The sequence below is a fragment of the Lysinibacillus sp. fls2-241-R2A-57 genome (assembly GCF_030209535.1).
GTDB lineage: Bacteria > Bacillota > Bacilli > Bacillales_A > Planococcaceae > Lysinibacillus.
Genome location: NZ_JARVRU010000229.1, coordinates 1 through 19,645, shown reverse-complemented (window position 1 = coordinate 19,645; position 19,645 = coordinate 1). Strand labels below are relative to the sequence as shown.

Here is a 19,645-nt window from a genome sequence, read left to right as displayed (position 1 = left end):
ATGTAACGGTTGAAGAAATAATGGATTTATTAGGCTTATCGAGAGAAGAAATTGAAAGAATAAAGGATCTAGATTTACCGCAAGATTAACACATATAAAGTATGGCTAAATATTTTGTCTATTCACTTTTCACAATAAAGATAGCTACCTGATGCTTGAACAGGTAGCTTTTTTATTGTTTCTTTTTATTTTCAGTTACAATTTTTAAAGAAATTACATTCCCTATAATAGGTGGCAATGATTCAAATAAAAAACCATCATATTCAATAATTAGTTTATCTCCTAAATGAATTTGATTGTAGATAGATTCGTCCACCGGAACCCACATCATCGTGTCATCTTTAGTGGCTAATTCATTTATCGTATCAGCGTCTAAATTCTCCTGTTTTTCTGGTGAATTTTCGCTAATTAAAATTTGTAACCCTTTATTATCTTGTTTTGTTAAGACAAATCCTTCTACTAATCTAATGGCTGTATTATTGTTGTTGATATTATTAAACAACATTAATAATACAATCAAGATAGCCGTCAACAATAGGGAAATAGAAATAGCAATTTTATTTTTAATAAAACTCCCTCCTGATTTAAAATCAATATATTTATTATATCGTTAATTGGGAATAAAAAGCCCTGAATAGCTTCACTTTCTTTCAAGTGACACTATCCAGGACAATTCATCTTAACGTATTGGTTTCTTTCTTTTCATTTTATAAATTATCATTAGTATGATAAACCAAATTGGTGTTAACAGTAATGCCGTGCGTGTTTCCTCTGAAATGAACATCACTACTAATAGAAATACGAAAAAGGCAAGTACTAAATAGTTCACGAACGGAGTAAAAGGTGCTTTGAAAATCGATGCTTCATGAAGCACACGATTTTTACGTTTATAAATAATATGAGAAATTAATATAATACTCCACACCCAAATAAAGCAAATAGCACTTATCGTTGTAACAACACTAAAGGCGGTTTCAGGCATTAGTTTACTTAGTAATGCTCCTGCTGATACAACTATTGCTGAAATAACAAGTGCGTTACTTGGTACACTGTTTTTATTGAGCTTGGCAAATGATGGCGAAGCTTGCTTATTGTTTCCGAGATTATAAAGCATTCGGCTTGTAGAGAATAAACCACTATTACCCGCTGAAGCAGCAGATGTGAGAACGACAAAATTAATGATCCCTGCAGCAATTGGGATGCCAGCTAGCGTAAACACTTGTACAAATGGACTGCTTGAGGCAGACATTTCATACCAAGGATTAATGCATAAAATAACAAATAATGCTCCTACGTAAAATAATAAAATACGTAATGGAATTTTATTAATGGCAGAAGGAATATTTTTTTGAGGATCTGTCGTTTCTGCAGCAGAAACACCTACTAATTCGACACCAACAAATGCGAAAACAACCATTTGGAAGGCCATTAGGAAGCCGTATAGACCATTCGGGAAAATTCCGCCATGTGCCCAAAGATTTTCAACTGAAACTGTGCCAGAACTTGTTTGAAAGCCTGTAAATAACATGATTAGTCCAATAACGATCAGCGCAACAATTGTGATGACCTTTATAAGGGCAAACCAAAATTCTAGCTCACCGAATAGTTTTACAGTTAATAAATTCAATATTAATAACAGTACTAAACAACCGATTGCCGGTACCCATTGAGGTATATCAAACCAATATTGTGCATAAACACCGACAGCAATAATATCTGCCATAGCGGTCATGATCCAGCAGAACCAGTATGTCCAGCCAGTGACGTAACCTGCCCAAGGACCTATGTATTCTGATGCAAAATCAGTAAATGATGTATAGCCTGCATTCGATAATAATAGTTCACCTAATGCGCGCATCACAAAAAATAGGGCAGTTCCGACGATTAAATAGGCTAAGATGATGGAAGGTCCTGCTAAAGCAATCGCTTTACCTGAACCTAAAAATAAACCGGTACCGATTGTTCCGCCAATAGCAATGAGCTGCACATGACGATTTTTTAATTCACGTTTTAATTGATGTTGTTCCACGTTAATCCTCCTCAAAGATGCATAAAAATTATGACTGGAAAATAAAAAGAGACTAGTATTGACACTAGTCTCGTAAACGTCAGAATAACAAATACCAATTGCGAATGTTGGATGTGAAAAAATAAACATTCATGTGGTATAGCTTTCATGATGAAAGTTGATATTACTCCTCTGTCCTTTTGCCTGAGATAGTGAACCCTTCGGCGACGCAAAATGCGTTCTCTCCAGAACTGCTCCTGCTATAGTGTGATCCATAGCATTCATAGCTTGTATTGTATTGTCTTGATGACATTATTTTAAGATATTATACATCCTATCAGTGCTTACATAATTATTCAAGGTTAAATTTTAGCTATTTTCTGAAAAAAAGAAGATTAAGGTTTGTCTAGCTAAATAGTTAACGAAAAATAGTATTTTTAGACATATGTTAATATGGGCCCTTCACCATAACGTGTGGTTGATTTCTTTGATAGAAAGAGCTTGTTTTTCGATAAAAGCCCAAAAAGTTTCGATAAAATGAGATTTTGTTTCGATAAAAGTTCAAATAGTTTCGATAAAGAGCGATTTTGTTTCGATAAATCCTCAAAGTAATCTGTGGATTATGTTTAATATTTAGTATAAAGTGAGGCTGTCACCATGACGTAAGGTTGATTTTCGTTCTGGCTGAATGTTTTCCTCACTTTGTCCAGCCGCTTCATAGACTAAAGAATCCCCAATGAAAACGAGCAGAATATTGCCTCGCGTGGCTTTTCCTTATTTTGTCCAATGCACGATTTAGCATGAAAAAACTTGTTAGACGTTGCACAATAAATATAATATAGTAGAAACTCAGAATTTTTTGCGAAAAAAGAAACCATCTCATAGTCATTTGAGATGGTTCTTTTTTGTGTAAAACAAAGCGATATAGGTAAATATATATAAATTTACTTAGTTTCAAAGAGTGAATTTATTTATATAAGTCGCTAATGTCTTATCTATTTTGTTTCATTATTGTTTTTTGGACTTTATTTTACCTGTCCAAGTACGGAAGCCGCCTTGAAGTTGGTGAATTTGGTTGTAGCCACGCTTTTTAAGATATAAAGCAGCTCGTGAGCTACGGCCTGTATTTTGACAGTATAAATATACTGGTAAATCTGGGCGAATTTCTTTGTAACGTTGACGTAGTGCAGTTGAAGGAACATTACGTGCACCAAGAATGTGACCAGCTTCAAATTCTTTTTGCTCACGTACGTCGATAAGTTGTGCTTTACGATAGCCTTCAATAAATTGTTCTTGTGTTAGGTTAGTTACGGCTTTTTTGAGTCGCATAGAATTAATGCCGATATATGCAATTACGACTACTAACATTATACCGAGTGTGATAAGTATGTCCAAAATTTTCTTACCCCTTTCTATCTTCTTTATTATTATAAAAGATGCGCTAGCGATAGTCCAATGAGTTTGATAAAATTAATTAGATTGTGGCTAGAATTAATCTATTGGATGTTATTAGTGAAAGGTCACAAAATCATTCCACTACATTTTTGGAGTGGATGATTACTTCATTAAAGGATAAAACTAAACGTAAAGTGTTAAAATTTTGATATTTGTACACTTTCACAAAAGTTATATTTAACTTATTTCAGCGGGTGTCCAAAATCCGCTAAAACAAGTTAAAGCCTCTGGTGGATATCACGAATTCGGAAAGGAGTTCTTTGTGCAAGCACAAAGCTGAATCCGGACCCGATGCATAATTGATTATTTGTAGGAGATGAATATATGACAACTTGGTATTTTCTAAATTCAGGGAAATGTAGTCCTTCTTTTAATATGGCATTAGATGAAGCATTACTTGATTGGCACAGTGAAGGTTTAATTCCACCGGTTATTCGTTTTTATGAGTGGGAGCCAGCAACTCTTTCGATTGGCTATTTTCAACAAGCAAAAAGAGACATCAATCTAGAAGCGGTGCGAGAACAAGGGCTAGGCTTTGTGCGTCGTCCAACAGGTGGTAGAGCCGTTTTACATGAACATGAATTGACATATAGTGTCATTGTTTCAGAAAGCTATCCAGATATGCCTGAATCAGTGACAGAGGCGTATAGAGTGTTAAGTGAAGGGATATTGCAAGGTTTTCATAATTTAGGTATGGATGCTTATTTTAGTGTGCCTAATACAGAAGAACAAAGAGCGGACTTAAAGAAACCTAAAAGTGCAGTTTGCTTTGATGCGCCAAGCTGGTATGAACTTGTCGTAGAAGGTAAAAAAGTAGCGGGTAGTGCACAAACTCGTCAAAAAGGTGTTATTTTACAGCACGGAGCTATTTTACTTGATTTAGATCAAGAAAAATTATTATCTGTCTTCAATTTTTCAAGTGAAGAGGCGAAGGCACGTATGCGTAGAAAGATGCCAGAGAAAGCGGTTGCTATCAATAATCTTGTTAAAGAACCAGTGACTATTGAACAATGTGTGACTGCTTTTAGAGATGGTTTTGCAAAATCGTTGCAAATTGATTTAAAACCATTTACACTTTCTGAGGAGCAATTAGAATATGTGCATGCACTTGAAGAGAAAAAATATGCATGTGATGATTGGAACTTCAAAAAATAAAAAATGGTATAAGAAAAATATTTTTTTTATCGTTCAAACCTTGTGAGGACGAGCATTACGGATTCTATTCGAAATTGCAAGAGTTGAATTAAAAAACTATATATAGTATCTTTTTTAGAAAGTATTACACAATATGTAGTGTTTCGCGACACATGATATTGTGTATTTATTATGTAATGCAGAAAAAAGGGAGGCAAAACGATGGTACTCACAAATCATCAACCCGAAGTAAACAAATTTGAACAGTTAAACAAAGATATTGAACAATTTTCACAGGTTCATCCTGTAACACCTGATATGCATATTACGCATAAAGGTGTATCAAGACTGGTGATGATCGATCGCTACTCGTTTAAGGATACGGAGAAGAAAACGTTAAAAGCCGGTGATTTCGTCGTATTAACAGTGAAGGCAGATCCAAAATTCCCTGCGCGTGGTTTAGGGACAATCCAAAAGCTTGACATGTCTACAAAAACAGCAGATATTTTGATTGAGGAAGATTATCGTAGTGTTTTGGATGATCCGAAAGAGCAAGAAACGGGTGTGATTACGCGTTCGATTGACGTGCTAGAAAAGCCTCTTGAAATTTTTTATGAACAAATTGCAAAACGAAATGCAACAGGGCTTGCTGCTGTTGAAAAAACACCAGAGAAACGCCAAGAATGGTTTGAGAAGTTTTATGAGCAGCTAGTATCATTGAAATTCATTCCAGCTGGACGAGTTATTTACGGAGCTGGTTCTGAAACAGATGTAACTTTCTTCAACTGTTACGTAATGCCATTTGTAGCAGATTCACGTGAAGGAATAAGTGATCACCGTAAGCAAGTAATGGAAATTATGAGCCGCGGTGGTGGTGTAGGGACAAATGGTTCAACATTGCGTCCACGTAACACTTTAGCACGTGGAGTGAATGGTAAATCATCTGGTTCTGTATCATGGTTAGATGATATTGCGAAGCTGACTCATCTTGTCGAACAAGGTGGATCCCGTTAACCGAAAACGGCGGGATTAAAATCTCGTGAATTGCTGGAACACCCTTAGAGCTTTTCTTGCTACAACGTAAACTGTGAAGTTAGGCGTGAATGCTTGAAAAAAGAAAAGATTGGGCAATCAGCAGCGAAGCATCTATGGAAACGTAGTTGAACGTTCAACGACTATTGAACCTTCCTAAACTTTGGACCACATCGGAGGTGGGAGCATGGAAGAAGTAAATCGTAATGTACAGAGACGTCCTTACGAGGCGCGAGACAAAGAACGATTGATTAAAAGAATTATTGAGTTGCATGAAAATGGAATGAGCCAAGTTGATATTGCAAAAACACTTAACATAGGTAGAGGAACAATCTTTAGATGGAATAAAGAGCTAGAGCTTTTTAAAGCGAGAGAGCCTGGTCAAGCGGGAAAGCTGAAAAATAAGAAGTATCATTATGATGAAAACTACTTTAAAAATATCGATTCAGCAAATAAGGCGTATTTAGTAGGTTATATTACAGGTGATGGTACTATATATGACCGTGGTAAATCGAAACGTCTTGTTTTATCACTTGCTGAGCAGGACCGGCAATTGCTTGAAGATATCGCAAAAGAATTGTCTATGCAAGAAGCGATTAAATTCCGTCCACGCGGTGCACCAAATGAACAAAACAAATACTCTTTAATCATTAATTCAACAGAAATGTGCAATGATTTAATGAGGTTGGGAATTAAACCTCGAAAAACAGGCTTTGAAAGTTGGATTGATTTTAAAAATGAGGATTTGCAATGGACCTATTTAAGAGGTTTTTTTGATGCAGATGGTCATTTCTCCAAGCGTGGGAGAATAGGTTTTACGGGTAATCGCCAAATGCTTTTATCTTTGCTTCGATTTTTGCATAATCAACAACTAGCTTTAACAGTCCATAAAGTTTACCCAAAACAAGGATGCGTTGACTTATGCATTAATCGAAAAGATGATGTGTTAAAGATTGTTAGTAAGTTATACGAACATGGTTCCATACGACTCAATAGAAAATATGAAAAAATCAAATCCTTCTTTGATGATATAGTCTGATCTTATGTGAAAGCATAAGAATGTGGCAGAAATGACCACATCGGAAAAGTATTTCAAAATACTTTTTTGTAACAAAAAGCGTGGGGCACAAATGATTATGCTGGCAGATTGGCATCCTGATATCGTGGAATTTATTATTTCGAAAATGCAAAATCCACGTATTTTGCGATACCTAATCGAAAATACAACAGATGAATCAATTATTCGTCTAGCAAAAGAAAAGTTAAACTTTAAGCCTCTTTCATCTCAAGAGGAAGCTATGTATCAAGGTATTGTTAACTATAAAAGTATCGAAGGCTTAGGCGGTTTTGATACGGCAATTATTCGTGAAGCGGAAAACAAACTACGTGATGGTGGTACTTACACTGTTCACAATCCAGAGTTTTTAACTGGTGCCAATATTTCTGTAACATTAACAAAAGAATTTATGGAAGCAGTTGAAAATGACGCTGAATTCGAGCTTCGTTTCCCAGCTGTTGAAGAATATACAAAAGAAGAAATGACTATTTACAACAGTGAGTGGCATAAAGTTGGCGATGTGCGCGAATGGGAGAAAATGGGCTATAAAGTACGCACATACCGCACGATTAAAGCGAAGGAATTATGGAATTTAATCAACGTTTGTGCAACGTACTCTGCAGAGCCAGGTATTTTCTTCATCGACAACGCTAATGACATGACAAACGCAAAAGCTTATGGTCAAAGTGTTGTAGCGACAAATCCATGTGGGGAACAACCACTTGCACCATATTCTGTGTGTAACTTAGCAGCTGTGAATTTAGCACAGTTTGCAAATAAAGAAAATCAAACAGTTGATTACGAAGCACTACGTGAAACAGTTCGTGTTGGTGTTCGTATGCAAGATAATGTTATTGATGCTACACCATACTTCTTAGAAGAAAACCGTGTACAAGCTCTTGGTGAGCGTCGTGTTGGCTTAGGCGTAATGGGTCTAGCAGATTTACTTATTTATTGTGAGAAAGAATATGGTTCTGAAGCAGGTAATGAGTTAGTTGATGAAATCTTTAAAACGATTGCTGAGACTGCGTATGAGGCTTCAACAGAGCTTGGAAAAGAGCGTGGCAGCTTCCCGTTCCTAGTGGGAGCAACAGAGGAAGAGACTGCACGTTTACGTAAAGCATTTACTGAAACAGGCTTTATGCAAAAAATGCCTGCTCACATTAAGGAGCAAATTTTAGCAACAGGTATCCGTAACTCGCATTTACTGACAGTAGCTCCAACTGGTTCTACAGGTACGATGGTCGGCGTAGCAACTGGTCTTGAGCCATATTTCTCATTCACATATTACCGTTCTGGTCGATTAGGTAAATTCATTGAAGTAAAAGCAGAAATCGTTCAAGAATTTTTAGAACGTCATCCGGAAGTAAATGAAAATGACCTTCCTGAATGGTTCGTTACAGCGATGGAGTTAAAACCAGAGGCACACGCGGATGTACAATGTATCATCCAAAAATGGATCGATTCATCCATTTCAAAAACTGTAAATGCACCAAAAGGTTATACAGTACAACAAGTTGAAAAAGTGTACGAGCGCTTATATAACGGTGGCGCTAAAGGTGGTACGGTTTATGTAGATGGTAGCCGTGATTCACAAGTACTTACATTGAAAGCTGAAGAAAATGATATGGATCAACTATCATTTGAAGAAGAATTAGTAGAAGAGCCAACAAAACGTCCTGTTGTGTTAGTAGATACGATTCAAGCTTTAGAATCGACAACAGTAATAGGTTCAGATGTAGGTAATACTTGCCCAGTATGCCGTAAAGGAACTGTTGAAGAAATTGGTGGCTGTAATACATGTACAAACTGTGCTGCGCAGTTAAAATGTGGCCTATAAAATAATGAAAATGTGTCTATCTCGTCATAAAGACGGATAGGCACTTTTTTAATTTCCAAACCACTTATCCCATGTAAACGACCAGTCGTCCAAAATCCATTTACATAATTAGTTGAAAATTTTATAGTGAAGTCGAATGAAAGGACTGTGATGATATGAAGGTAGAATTGTCGATTGACCCGACATGCAAAGAGCCAAAAGTGATTATTCACACAGATAAGATGACCGATGAAATAGAGTATCTCATGCAGAGTATCGTTTCCTCTGATCTCAATACATTATCGGTTTTCTCAGATAGAGGTGTCGAGTTTATTAACTGTGGGGACATTGTGCGCATTTATACGGAACAAAAGAAGGTTTTCGTTCAAACGGTGGTTGGTATTTACACGGTACGACTTCGCTTGTATGAGCTTGAAGAAAAGCTAAATACACAGATGTTTGTACGTATTTCAAATGCCGAAATTGTTAATCGCAACATGATTAAACATATGGATATTAGCAGAACAGGGACAATCGGTGTTGAGCTTAAAGGTGGGATTAAAACATACGCGTCAAGGCGTTATGTAGCAAAAATTAAGAAGCAATTAGGGATATGAGGTGAAAGATGTGCGAAAAGACTTATTAATTCGGATTTTAGGTGGATTTATCATTGGTGCGATACTTGGACAAGTTGTGCAATTTTTTATCTCGCTTGGGATAGCACAAGAAAGCTACGTTTGGGTAGTCCCTGAATTTCGAGCGTTATTTACAAGTGAATCAATCGCAATTATGACTCAAGTGTTGTTGACTGGTTTGATCGGGCTCACATTTGCCTTAGCTGCACTATTTTTTGAAATTGCTAGATGGGGTATGTTGAAGCAATATATTGTGCACTTTTTTGTAACGGCCATTATATGGATACCAATTGTCATGATTTTATGGATGCCGAAAACGATGACCAATATTATTTCTGTACTCGCAAGTTTCTTTGGAACGTATGTCGTGACATGGTTATTGCAATATAAGCTTTCAAAGCGCGATATTGAGCAGATTAATGCCATGCTAATAGAGAGAGGTGACTTTCATGACAATTGAAATAAAGGGCTTAACGAAGCGTTATAAGGAAATTGTGGTAGTGGATCAGTTATCTTTAAGTATAAAAAAGGGGGAGTTTTTTGCACTTCTCGGTCAAAATGCAGCTGGCAAGACGACCACGATTAAAATGCTTTGTGGACTTTTAACACCAACAGATGGAGATGCCATTTTGGATGGGGAAAGTATTGTTCATCACCAGGTCGCTGCTAAAAAGAAAATAAATATTTCTCCGCAGGAAACGGCTGTTGCACCTAATTTAACCGTATTAGAAAATTTGCTATTTATGGGTCAGATTTATGGTTGCTCAAAAACAGAGGCAAAAGAACGAGCGAATGCACAGATGATTTTGTTTGGCTTGACTCCTCGACAGTCTAATAAAGCAAAAACGTTATCAGGCGGTTATATGCGTCGATTAAGTGTTGCGATGGCTATGATGTCTAATCCTAAAATACTTTTTCTAGATGAACCAACATTAGGAATGGATGTACGTGCACGTCGTGATTTATGGAAAATACTGAGCCAGTTAAAAAGTGAGGTAACGATTGTTTTAACAACTCACTATTTAGAAGAGGTAGAGATGCTTGCAGATCGTGTAGCTATAATGCATCGAGGGAAATTACGTGCTCTTGGTACAATCCAGCAATTAATGCATGAAACAAAAAAACAGTCTTTAGAAGAAGTGTTTTTAGAGCTTACAGAGGAGGAGTCACTTTGAAGGCAAGTGTATTTGCGACAAGAAATCATAAGGAAATAATACGTGATCCACTAACACTAATTTTTGGCATGGGCTTACCAATTCTAATGATGGGCTTATTTTCAGTCATGCAAAAAAATATGCCGTTTGCATTATTTGAAATTAGTAATCTAACACCCGGTGTTATTGTTTTTAGTTTTTCGTTTCTTACTCTTTTTTCTGGAATGTTACTAGGTAAGGATAAAAGCACATCCTTTTTAATGCGAATTTTTGCTTCTCCTATGTCAGCGGGTAATTATATTGTAGGTTATGTCCTACCGTTGCTACCAATTGCATTATTACAAATTATTTTTTGTTTGTTTACCGCTCTATTTTTAGGTTTGTCATTCAATATATCTGTCCTAATAATGGTAGGCGTACTTATTATAATTTCTTTATTGTATATAGGGGTAGGTTTATTATTTGGAACAATTTTTACAGATAAGCAGGTAGGGGGCATCTTTGCGATATTTGTTAACTTGTCAACATGGTTTAGCGGTACGTGGTTTGAGCCTGACATGGTAGGTGGTACTTTTCAATCTATTGCACAATTTTTGCCGTTTGTCCATGCTGTTCATGCAGCGCGTGCAGCACTAAGTAGAGCTTATTCTGATGTTTTCATACCACTCTCTATCGTTTTAGGTTATACGACTGTTATTTTTGTTATTGCCACCTTTTTATTTCAACGAAAGATGCGAGGCCAGTATTGAAATTAGCCATATCCATATTTAATGTGGCATGGCATCATAAATATATTCACAAGAAAGAGGAATAAATGTGATGAAACAGCAAATAATATTTGTACACTCATTAAAAAATCCTCTTTCTAAACTTAAAAAGGGACAGGTCCAAACAGATGATACATCAGTTGGACTTGTCCCTTTACTTCTTTTCGATTTTGGTCGCGGCATAATTGTTAATCATGATTCAAAGTAGCTGCGATTTCTGGTTGTTGCTCAACTTGGAGCAGCATATTGAAAGATGCGATGGCTACTTCCACTTGGTCATCTTTCGGTTCACGTGTTGTCAGTAATTGTAGCCATAAACCTGGATAGCCAAGGAATCGTAACACAGGGATATTACGACACGCATTTGTCGCTTGAAGTACTTCAAAAGATACACCAAGAACAACTGGGATTAATAAAATACGGTCCAAAAGACGTAACCATAGTGGATCAGTTGGCACGAAGAAATATAAAAACATGCCGACAAAGACAGTGAACAGCATAAAACTACTACCGCATCGATAGTGTAAGCGTGATTGTGCTTGTACATTTTTCACGGTTATTTCCATTCCTGCCTCATAGCAATTTATAACCTTATGTTCTGCACCATGATATTGGAATACTCGTTTAATAATAGGTGTTAAAGATATAAAATATAAATAGGTTAGTAATAAAAGTAGCTTAATACCACTCTCAAGTAAAATTTGACCGGTCTTACTCTCTATCCAACTAGAGAAAAAATCCGCAATAAATACTGGAATTAATGTAAAGGCAAATTTACCAAATAAAAAGGAAAGAATACCTACAACTGCAACTCCTAACATCATTTGAAGTTTCGAACCTTCTGTTGTATTCTCCTCTTCCTCTCCAGGTGTAATGTCGTAACGATCTCCTGAAAATTGCATATGACGAGAGCCTAAACCAGCTGATTCAATCAGTGCGACAACGCCTCGAATCAATGGGATTTTTTTTAGCTTTTGTAAGATAGGCTTTTGAACCTTTTTATAATGATAATAATCAATGGAATCATCGTTACGGCGAATGGCAGTAATCGTATGTTCCTTTCCTCCGAACATTACACCCTCTAATTGTGCTTGTCCCCCGTAAACAGGTGAATTGCTCAAGGCTAACACCACTCTCTTTATTTATTTCAACTGTACCATTGTACTAAATTTAGTGAAAAACCTCTAGAGTTACGCATAGTAAAATTTCTATATGGCTACACTAATCGTACAATTTAGGAAATGATTAACGTCAGAAAATTAACTCGTGATAGGAGGATTTTGCTTGAAAATAGCTAGTATAACTTCGCTCGTCAGTGCACTTGTTTTAGCATTATGTTTAAAGGGGCTTCAATATTTTCATCTTATTAAATGGAATCCAATTGGTTTTTATAAAAAGTGGGATTTATTCGAGGGTAGCTCAAAACTATTTCAATGGAGTTTTCTCATCTTCGTCTTATTTCTTATTGGATTTTTATTATATATTACGTTGAGATATGTCTATATTATCCCAGCTGTGCTATCTTCTTTTTTGCTCGGTCTTTTTTTGTCTATCACATTAGAATGGATTGTTCTTGATTTGCCTTTACAATCTTCTTCTTTTAAAAAACTATCGATTCCTTTCATTGTCATTGTTATTTGTCTATTACGTTTCTTGCTTGAAACTGCGAATTTTCATTACAGAGAGCATACAGCACAAAAAGGAAATTAGTTGCTGTATGCGCCTTGTATGATAAAATAAATGGCAAGTACATAGAAAGAGGCGAATATGCGTGAAGTTATTATGTTTGAATGGACCTAACTTAAATCGACTAGGTAAACGAGAGCCACATATTTACGGTTCTGAGACGTTGGAAGATGTGAAAATAAATGTTCAGAATCTTGCGGCGTCTTTAGGTGCCACTGTCGAGTTTCGTCAATCTAATCATGAAGGAGTACTTGTTGATTGGGTGCATGAAGCAGAAGACGAAAAATATGATGGTATTATCTTTAATCCTGGTGCATATACCCATACAAGCATAGCGTTACATGACGCAATTGCAGGAATTTCAGTGCCGGTTATAGAAGTACATATTTCAAATATCCATAAACGTGAGGCTTTCCGTCATCATTCCTATCTCGCTCCGGCATGCCTTGGTCAAATCTGCGGACTAGGTACGAAAGGCTATGAACTGGCACTACGCACATTTATTGAGAGGGAGAATTGATTATGTTGAAATTGCAAAAGCTACGTAAGGCACTTCAAGAACAAAACATTGATGGCATTTTAATTACGAACGGATACAATCGTCGCTATATGACTGGTTTTACAGGGACAGCGGGCGTTGCGATCGTGTCTCAAAATGATGCTGTGTTTATTACGGATTTTCGATATACTGAGCAAGCTGCTGCGCAAGTACAGGACTTCCGAATTGTAAAGCACGAGGCAACAATCATTGAAGAAATTGCAACGCAAGTAAATAACATGGGTATCAAATTATTGGGTTTTGAGAGAGATACTGTTAGCTATGGCACATATGAGCTATATAAAAATAAAATTCAAGCTGATTTAGTACCGATTTCTGGGCTAATTGAAAAAATTCGCTTGATTAAGACGCAACAAGAGATTAATATTATTAAGGTTGCGTGTGAAATTGCTGATCACGCATTTACACATATTTTAGACTTCATCAAGCCAGGTAAAACAGAGCTTGAAGTTTCGAATGAATTAGAATTTTTCATGCGTAAACAAGGAGCAACCCAGTCCTCATTTGATACAATTGTTGCGTCTGGTCTTCGCTCAGCGCTACCACATGGTGTTGCTACGAATAAAGTGATTGAAACAGGCGACTTTGTCACATTAGACTTTGGAGCACTTTACAATGGCTATATCTCGGATATTACACGTACTGTGGCAGTTGGCGAACCTTCTGAAAAATTAGTGGATATTTACAACGCAGTACTTGCTTCCCAGCTTCTAGCACTTGAAAAAGTCGGTCCTGGATTAACAGGGATTCAAGCAGATGCGATTGCACGTGACTACTTAAAAGAAAAAGGCTATGGCGAGGCATTTGGTCATTCATTAGGACACGGAATTGGTCTTGAAGTACATGAAGGTCCTGGCTTATCGATGCGTTCAGAAACGGTACTAGAGCCAGGTATGGCCGTAACGATCGAACCAGGAGTTTATTTACCAGGAATCGGTGGAGTACGTATCGAGGACGATATTTTAATCACAGAGACAGGTAATGAACTACTAACGCATTCGTCAAAAGAACTCATTATTTTATAAACTTTGGAGGAACACAAATGATTTCAGTAAACGATTTCCGTACAGGTCTAACAATTATTGTTGATGGCCAATTATATCGCGTGTTAGATTTCCAACACGTTAAACCAGGTAAAGGTGCTGCGTTCGTACGTTCTAAATTACGTAACCTACGTAACGGTTCAGTGAATGAAAAAACTTTCCGTGCAGGTGAGAAAGTTGAAAAAGCACAAATCGATAACCGTAAAATGCAATACCTTTATGCACAAGGTGACGAGCATGTTTTCATGGATTTAGAATCATATGAGCAAACTGAACTTGCTTCAGCTGCAATTGAATATGAATTAAAATTCTTAAAAGAAAACATGGAAGTTCATATCCAATCATACCAAAGTGAAATGCTAGGTATTGAATTACCAAACACTGTTACGCTAGAAGTAACAGAAACAGAGCCTGGTATTAAAGGTGATACAGCTTCTGGTGGTACAAAACCTGCAACTCTTGAAACAGGTCTAATTGTACAAGTGCCATTCTTCGTAAACCAAGGTGACAAATTAATCATCAATACAGAAGAAGCTTCTTACGTTTCTCGTGCGTAATGAATAAAAACAATGAGCCTACTCTTTTCTAACAAAAGGGTAGGTTTTTTTATACATATAAAGGTTAATGACCAACAGACAGATAGAAGAGCGGAAGCGATGGATAGAACCGTCGAGTAGACGGATAGAAGAGTCAAAGCGACGGATAGAAGAGCCGAAGTGATGGATAGAAACGTCGGGCAGATGGATGGAAGGCAAAGCGACGGATGGAAACGTCGGGTAGACGGAAAGAAGAGCGAAAGCGATGGATAGAATTGTCGAGCAGACGGATAGAAAAGCCAAAGCGACGGATAGAACCGTCGAGCAGACGGAAAGAAGCCAAAGCGACGGATGGAAACGTCGGGTAGACGGAAAGAAGAGCCAAAGCGACGGATAGAAGAGTCGAAGCGACGGATAGAAGAGCCGAAGTGATGGATAGAAACGTCGGGCAGACGAATGGAAGGCAAAGCGACGGATAGAATTGTCGAGCAGACGGATAGAAAAGCGAAAGCGACGGATAGAAATGTCGACCAGACGGAAAGAAAAGCGAAAGCGACGGATAGAAACGTCGGGCAGACGGATGGAAGGCAAAGCGACGGATAGAAACGTCGACTAGACGGAAAGAAAAGCGAAAGCGACGGATAGAAACGTCGAGCAGATGGATGGAAGGCAAAGCGACGGATGGAATCGTCGGACAGACGGATAGAACTTCCAGAGTGATAGATACAAAGTCATGAAGAGAAGATTTTATCATATATCTTATGGTCATATATGGAAGAAACGTTTACAATAAAAGTAAGGAGTGAATGCTATGCTACAAAAAACTTTTGAAATACCAACCCCAATGATTCAAGCGCCAATGGCTGGTGTAACATCGCCAAAATTTGTTGCTGCCTGCGCAGAGGCAGGTATTTTAGGCTCGATTGGAGCGGGCTATTTAGATGGAGAGCAAACGAAAAGCTTTATTCAGCAAGTTAAACAGCTAACGAACAAACCGTTTGCAGTTAACTTATTTGTACAGGAAGAGCCACGTATTGATATCGACGTTCTTCAGAAGGCTCGAATGGCTTTACAACCGTTTTACGACGAACTAGGACTTTCACCTGTGCAAAGTGTTATGTCCAAAGAAGTATTTGAAGGACAAGTACAAGCTGTTCTTGATGAAAATGTAGCTATTTGTTCCTTTACATTTGGTATTCCTTCAGCAGATGTCATTCATCGCTTAAAGGACAATGACGTTTATGTTATCGGCACAGCTACTACATTAGAGGAAGCGAAACGTGTAGAACAAGCGGGCATGCATGCTGTTGTGATTCAGGGTGGTGAGGCTGGTGGTCATCGTGGTTCCTTCACTGAACCAATGCAATTAATCCATTTGCACGATTTACTGCAGCAAGTAGTAGGACAAATTTCTATTCCAATTATTGCGGCTGGAGGTATTGTAACAAAAGAAGCTGTCGAAAAAGCACTAGCAATGGGTGCACAGGCAGTTCAAATTGGTACAGCTTTATTAGTGGCTGATGAGTGTGAAATTACTCCACTCTATAAAAATGCCGTGCTTCAATCAAAAGCACAGCAGACGACCATTACTCATGCGTTTTCGGGTAAACCAGCAAGAGGCTTAGAGAATGCTTTTACGGAACGTATGAAGGATGCTGTTGTAGCACCATATCCATTGCAAAATGATTTAACGACAAATATTCGTAAAGAAAGTGCAAAACAAGGAAATGCCGAATATTTATCAATGTGGATGGGCGAAAATAGCTATTTAGTGAAACAAACAGGCTCTGTGAAAAGCATTGTGGAAAAATTACTTTAATTCATAAATATCTTAGATCTCTATACATATGTATGGAGGTCTTTTTTTTTGGCTAGCGACATATATTGCTGTACACGAGGGGGCGTATGAATGGAATTACAAGACGTATTAAGGGTCGCTGGAGTGGGACTAGTAGTTGCGCTTCTTCATGTTTTCTTTGATCAAACAGGAAAAAAAGAATTTTCCTTTTTCCTTTTTTTCATTGCCTATTTATATATGACAGCGGAATTACTGCGATTTTTGCGTCTATTTTTCAGCGAAATCCTTACATTCTTTCAATGGTTGACCTCTTCCGGGTAGTGTAAATGGAAATTGTCATCGTAGCTGTTGTCATGCTGCTTTTATTAATGCTTATAAAAGAAGTCATACAGCCACTCCATGCGCTAATTAGTGTGATGTTTTCGTTTTTGCTGTTTGGTATGTTCTTCTCGACACTCCTATTGCCATTCATCAAGCAATTACTTGAGACGCTAGCTTTTTTGCCTTATGCGAAAGCCATTGTGGTAAGTGCTAGCCTTTTTTATATAGGGCAATGGGTGTCTATGTTACTTGTAGAACAAAACTATAAAGTACTCGGGAATATTGTCTATGATGGGGTCAAGATTGTCATTTTAGTGTATTGGTTTAAAGAATTTTTGGCTGTTTTACAGGAGGTGTCGGCCATTTTACAACGGCTAAACTAAGGGGCGAAGACATTGCTAGAGCAAATACTTTCGTTTTTAATTGATCCATTTTTTCTATTGCTGAAGATGACACTTATTTTATGTGGCTACGTCATCATTTTTTTGATTGTCAATCTGATGTTACCAGACTTTGAAAAAGGGACAAGAATACTTTTTTTTCTTATTGTGATCGCAACAATAGGACCTGTCGTTGTGAATTCATTTACATTAATTGACGAAATAGCACAGGGACTTGCCCACATATTCACTGCATTTTATCCCATTCTTACTTCAAGCTTTCTTTTATCAAGCAGTATTACAGCAATTGCTTCTTGGCAGCCTTTTTTACTTTTCTTTGTACAAGTCTTAACGATTATTAGTAGTAAGTGGCTTATTCCAGGAGTGCTTTTTGCCATTGTTTTTGATGTTTGCAGTGTTATTGTCAAAGAAATTTCGTTTACGAGAATTGCCGAATTAATTCGTTTTACCATTATGAGTATCGTCTCTTCATCTGTTATTTGTTACATTATTTTAATGTCGGCGAGTGGTGTTGCGGCATTTAGTGTCAGCGCAGCTGTTTCAGAGCCTGTGAAGAAATTAATAGAGGAAAATATTCCGGTTGTTGGTTCCTTTATCGTGGATAGTTTTTCGATGTTCCAGCATATGACGCAATTTACTTCCTCTATTGGTAGTATTTCTGCGTTTATAGCGGTAATTACAGTGGCATTCATACCAACAGTTCAGCTTGTTGTCAGTGCGTATTCTTTGAAATTGTTAGCTGCAATTTTAGAGCCAGTGGCCTTTGATGATATTTGTAGACTACTAGATCATGTTAGTAAATCTCTATTTACATTATGTGCTGTATCGTTTCTAATTGCTTTTTCATTTATGTTTACTTGTTTTTTCCTCATCGTTTTTGTACAAGTTATGGCCGGGGGGAGATAAATTGATTCTTTTATTGGCAATGCTCTTTATTTGTCAGATATTTGTGTTTCTAACAGAAGATAAAGAAATAATTTCACTCACAAAGCTTGTCATTACATTACTATTTTTACAATTGCTATTAAAGATTCCATTTATCAATTCATAGGAGGAAACAAGCGTACATACACTTGAAAAAGAGAAGATGAAAGGAGGCAATGTACAAGTGATGTGGAAAAGAAACAAAAAAAAACAACGTCATTTATAATCTTAGTGCTTATTGCCGCCTCCATGGGAATTTTCATCATTTTACCAATGTATCAAACGAATACAACGAATGATCGAGTTTCACCGATGACCAATGAAGAAAAACTTGAGAAGACACTTAAGGCTATGCAAGGTGTTGGGGAGGTTAAAGTATATTTTTATTACGGAGAGATGACTGATGAGAAGGATGAAAATAAGCTATTCAGCCAATATTTTCGTGGGACTGAACAAGGCACGAAAGAGGTAACAGGGATGTTGATAGTTTCAGAAGGAGCATCAGATATCTTTGTGAAAAATGAAATTCGTGCTGTCGTTAGTCAAGTAATGCAATTGCCGATTCATCGAATTATTATCGTTCCAATGGAAAATAAGGAGGAAAAGTAAATGCGCGTACGTAGAAGAACAGTTTGGTTTATGACATTATTAAGTCTAGTAGCGGTTATTTCAGTGTATTATTTGGTTGATCCAGCTAAACAGTTTAATGGACTAACTATTTTCACAGATGATGCATTACAGCAAACTGCAGTAACGGGTGTGACTGATCAAGAAGCAACGAAAGAAGGAGAGACGAAGGAAGTATCTTCTCCAAGTCATTTATTTGAAGAAATGCGCATGCAAGTTAGTGATGAAAGAAGCCAGCTTCGTTCACAATTAGAGCAGAAAATCGGTTCACAAGATTACTCAGCAGAAGAAAAAAATGAGGCATATAATGAGATGGACGGTCTTATTAAACAAGAATCCGCAGAAGCAATGCTAGAAATGCTTATTAAATCTTTAGGCTACTCAGATGCATTTGTGAAAGCAGATGGCGATAAGGTATCCGTAACTGTTATGGCGGAGGAGCTATCAAAATCTCAAGCAAATGAAATCATTTATTTGGTAAGAACAGAGATGGAAGGCGCAAATGACGTTCAAGTAAAATTCAGTGCAAATAATAACTATTAAAAAGAGAAAGAAAAAGATGAAGATTCTGTTTATTTAATAACATTGTTATATATCAGCGTAATGAAAAGGCTTTCGTTTAGTAAAAGAAAGCCTTTTATGTGCGCCCGGCATGCGTATGAACTATAGGGTGCAAGTCCCGAACCCCG

General features: G+C 37.2%; 22 protein-coding genes, 2 pseudogenes and 1 riboswitch. Of the genes and pseudogenes, 19 read left to right on the top strand and 5 right to left on the bottom strand.

What is annotated here, in order from left to right; genetic code table 11:
* Nucleotides 1-172: 172 nt before the first annotated feature.
* The 3 genes from QRN68_RS26875 to QRN68_RS26865 form a co-directional block, all read right to left on the bottom strand.
* A complete protein-coding gene (locus tag QRN68_RS26875; RefSeq protein WP_285400529.1) occupies nucleotides 173-532 on the bottom strand; it encodes a DUF3221 domain-containing protein in 360 nt (119 codons plus the stop codon).
* A gap of 147 nt (nucleotides 533-679) precedes the next feature.
* A complete protein-coding gene (locus tag QRN68_RS26870) occupies nucleotides 680-2,029 on the bottom strand; it encodes an amino acid permease (protein WP_285400528.1) in 1,350 nt (449 codons plus the stop codon).
* 161 nt (nucleotides 2,030-2,190) lie between these two features.
* Nucleotides 2,191-2,267: riboswitch (glycine riboswitch) on the bottom strand.
* Between the two features lie 749 nt (nucleotides 2,268-3,016).
* A complete protein-coding gene (locus QRN68_RS26865) occupies nucleotides 3,017-3,403 on the bottom strand; it encodes a rhodanese-like domain-containing protein (protein WP_285400526.1) in 387 nt (128 codons plus the stop codon).
* Nucleotides 3,404-3,787: 384 nt separating this feature from the next.
* Here QRN68_RS26865 and QRN68_RS26860 point away from each other — a divergent pair, with 384 nt between their 5' ends.
* The 8 genes and pseudogenes from QRN68_RS26860 to QRN68_RS26825 all read left to right on the top strand — a co-directional run bounded on the left by QRN68_RS26860 (nucleotide 3,788) and on the right by QRN68_RS26825 (nucleotide 11,043).
* The gene (locus QRN68_RS26860; protein ID WP_349662110.1) at nucleotides 3,788-4,618 is read left to right on the top strand and encodes a lipoate--protein ligase family protein; all 831 of its coding nucleotides are present in this window, start codon (nucleotides 3,788-3,790) and stop codon (nucleotides 4,616-4,618) included.
* Between the two features lie 201 nt (nucleotides 4,619-4,819).
* A pseudogene (locus QRN68_RS26855) lies at nucleotides 4,820-5,608 on the top strand (ribonucleotide reductase N-terminal alpha domain-containing protein); the annotation flags it as partial.
* A 208-nt stretch (nucleotides 5,609-5,816) separates the two neighbouring features.
* Nucleotides 5,817-6,668, top strand: coding sequence for an LAGLIDADG family homing endonuclease (locus QRN68_RS26850; RefSeq protein WP_285400525.1), 852 nt, complete (start codon nucleotides 5,817-5,819; stop codon nucleotides 6,666-6,668).
* Nucleotides 6,669-6,744: 76 nt separating this feature from the next.
* Nucleotides 6,745-8,526 (top strand): annotated as a pseudogene (locus tag QRN68_RS26845) (vitamin B12-dependent ribonucleotide reductase); the annotation flags it as partial.
* Nucleotides 8,527-8,681: 155 nt separating this feature from the next.
* Complete coding sequence (locus QRN68_RS26840) at nucleotides 8,682-9,122, top strand: LytTR family DNA-binding domain-containing protein (protein ID WP_285400524.1); 441 nt, start codon at nucleotides 8,682-8,684, stop codon at nucleotides 9,120-9,122.
* Nucleotides 9,123-9,132: 10 nt separating this feature from the next.
* The gene (locus QRN68_RS26835) at nucleotides 9,133-9,600 is read left to right on the top strand and encodes a DUF3021 domain-containing protein (RefSeq protein WP_285400523.1); all 468 of its coding nucleotides are present in this window, start codon (nucleotides 9,133-9,135) and stop codon (nucleotides 9,598-9,600) included.
* Nucleotides 9,590-10,315 (top strand): ABC transporter ATP-binding protein, encoded by a 726-nt coding sequence (locus tag QRN68_RS26830; RefSeq protein WP_285400521.1) that lies wholly within the window; start codon nucleotides 9,590-9,592, stop codon nucleotides 10,313-10,315. The genes QRN68_RS26835 and QRN68_RS26830 overlap by 11 nt, the downstream gene beginning before the upstream one ends.
* The gene (locus QRN68_RS26825) at nucleotides 10,312-11,043 is read left to right on the top strand and encodes an ABC transporter permease (RefSeq protein ID WP_285400520.1); all 732 of its coding nucleotides are present in this window, start codon (nucleotides 10,312-10,314) and stop codon (nucleotides 11,041-11,043) included. The genes QRN68_RS26830 and QRN68_RS26825 overlap by 4 nt, the downstream gene beginning before the upstream one ends.
* Before the next feature lie 206 nt (nucleotides 11,044-11,249).
* On the opposite strand, the gene QRN68_RS26820 is transcribed toward QRN68_RS26825, so the two are convergent.
* Nucleotides 11,250-12,182, bottom strand: a complete 933-nt coding sequence (locus QRN68_RS26820; protein WP_285400518.1) for a DUF1385 domain-containing protein — start codon at nucleotides 12,180-12,182, stop codon at nucleotides 11,250-11,252.
* Nucleotides 12,183-12,345: 163 nt separating this feature from the next.
* Here QRN68_RS26820 and QRN68_RS26815 point away from each other — a divergent pair, with 163 nt between their 5' ends.
* From QRN68_RS26815 to efp, 4 genes are all read left to right on the top strand, one after another.
* The gene (locus QRN68_RS26815; RefSeq protein ID WP_285400511.1) at nucleotides 12,346-12,771 is read left to right on the top strand and encodes a hypothetical protein; all 426 of its coding nucleotides are present in this window, start codon (nucleotides 12,346-12,348) and stop codon (nucleotides 12,769-12,771) included.
* 61 nt (nucleotides 12,772-12,832) lie between these two features.
* Entirely contained in the window at nucleotides 12,833-13,267 is a 435-nt protein-coding gene (gene aroQ, locus QRN68_RS26810) for a type II 3-dehydroquinate dehydratase (RefSeq protein ID WP_285400509.1), read from the top strand.
* 2 nt (nucleotides 13,268-13,269) lie between these two features.
* Nucleotides 13,270-14,331: a M24 family metallopeptidase gene (locus QRN68_RS26805; protein ID WP_285400508.1), complete on the top strand. Its 1,062-nt coding sequence runs from the start codon at nucleotides 13,270-13,272 to the stop codon at nucleotides 14,329-14,331.
* A 17-nt stretch (nucleotides 14,332-14,348) separates the two neighbouring features.
* A complete protein-coding gene (gene efp, locus QRN68_RS26800) occupies nucleotides 14,349-14,906 on the top strand; it encodes an elongation factor P (protein ID WP_285400507.1) in 558 nt (185 codons plus the stop codon).
* A 133-nt stretch (nucleotides 14,907-15,039) separates the two neighbouring features.
* Here the strand turns inward: efp and QRN68_RS26795 are convergent, their stop codons facing one another.
* Entirely contained in the window at nucleotides 15,040-15,654 is a 615-nt protein-coding gene (locus QRN68_RS26795; RefSeq protein ID WP_285400506.1) for a hypothetical protein, read from the bottom strand.
* 42 nt (nucleotides 15,655-15,696) lie between these two features.
* On the opposite strand from QRN68_RS26795, the gene QRN68_RS26790 reads away from it, so the two are divergent.
* The 7 genes from QRN68_RS26790 to QRN68_RS26760 all read left to right on the top strand — a co-directional run bounded on the left by QRN68_RS26790 (nucleotide 15,697) and on the right by QRN68_RS26760 (nucleotide 19,499).
* Nucleotides 15,697-16,704 carry an NAD(P)H-dependent flavin oxidoreductase gene (locus tag QRN68_RS26790; RefSeq protein WP_285400504.1) on the top strand — a complete coding sequence of 336 codons (1,008 nt, stop codon included), beginning with the start codon at nucleotides 15,697-15,699 and terminating at the stop codon, nucleotides 16,702-16,704.
* 90 nt (nucleotides 16,705-16,794) lie between these two features.
* Nucleotides 16,795-17,004 (top strand): stage III sporulation protein AC, encoded by a 210-nt coding sequence (locus QRN68_RS26785; RefSeq protein WP_285400502.1) that lies wholly within the window; start codon nucleotides 16,795-16,797, stop codon nucleotides 17,002-17,004.
* 5 nt (nucleotides 17,005-17,009) lie between these two features.
* Nucleotides 17,010-17,387 carry a hypothetical protein gene (locus tag QRN68_RS26780; protein ID WP_285400501.1) on the top strand — a complete coding sequence of 126 codons (378 nt, stop codon included), beginning with the start codon at nucleotides 17,010-17,012 and terminating at the stop codon, nucleotides 17,385-17,387.
* 12 nt (nucleotides 17,388-17,399) lie between these two features.
* Nucleotides 17,400-18,311 carry a stage III sporulation protein AE gene (locus tag QRN68_RS26775; protein WP_285400500.1) on the top strand — a complete coding sequence of 304 codons (912 nt, stop codon included), beginning with the start codon at nucleotides 17,400-17,402 and terminating at the stop codon, nucleotides 18,309-18,311.
* Nucleotide 18,312: 1 nt separating this feature from the next.
* Nucleotides 18,313-18,456 carry a hypothetical protein gene (locus QRN68_RS26770; RefSeq protein WP_285400499.1) on the top strand — a complete coding sequence of 48 codons (144 nt, stop codon included), beginning with the start codon at nucleotides 18,313-18,315 and terminating at the stop codon, nucleotides 18,454-18,456.
* Nucleotides 18,457-18,518: 62 nt separating this feature from the next.
* Nucleotides 18,519-18,938, top strand: coding sequence for a hypothetical protein (locus QRN68_RS26765; RefSeq protein ID WP_285400498.1), 420 nt, complete (start codon nucleotides 18,519-18,521; stop codon nucleotides 18,936-18,938).
* Entirely contained in the window at nucleotides 18,939-19,499 is a 561-nt protein-coding gene (locus QRN68_RS26760; protein ID WP_285400497.1) for a SpoIIIAH-like family protein, read from the top strand.
* Nucleotides 19,500-19,645 lie beyond the last annotated feature (146 nt).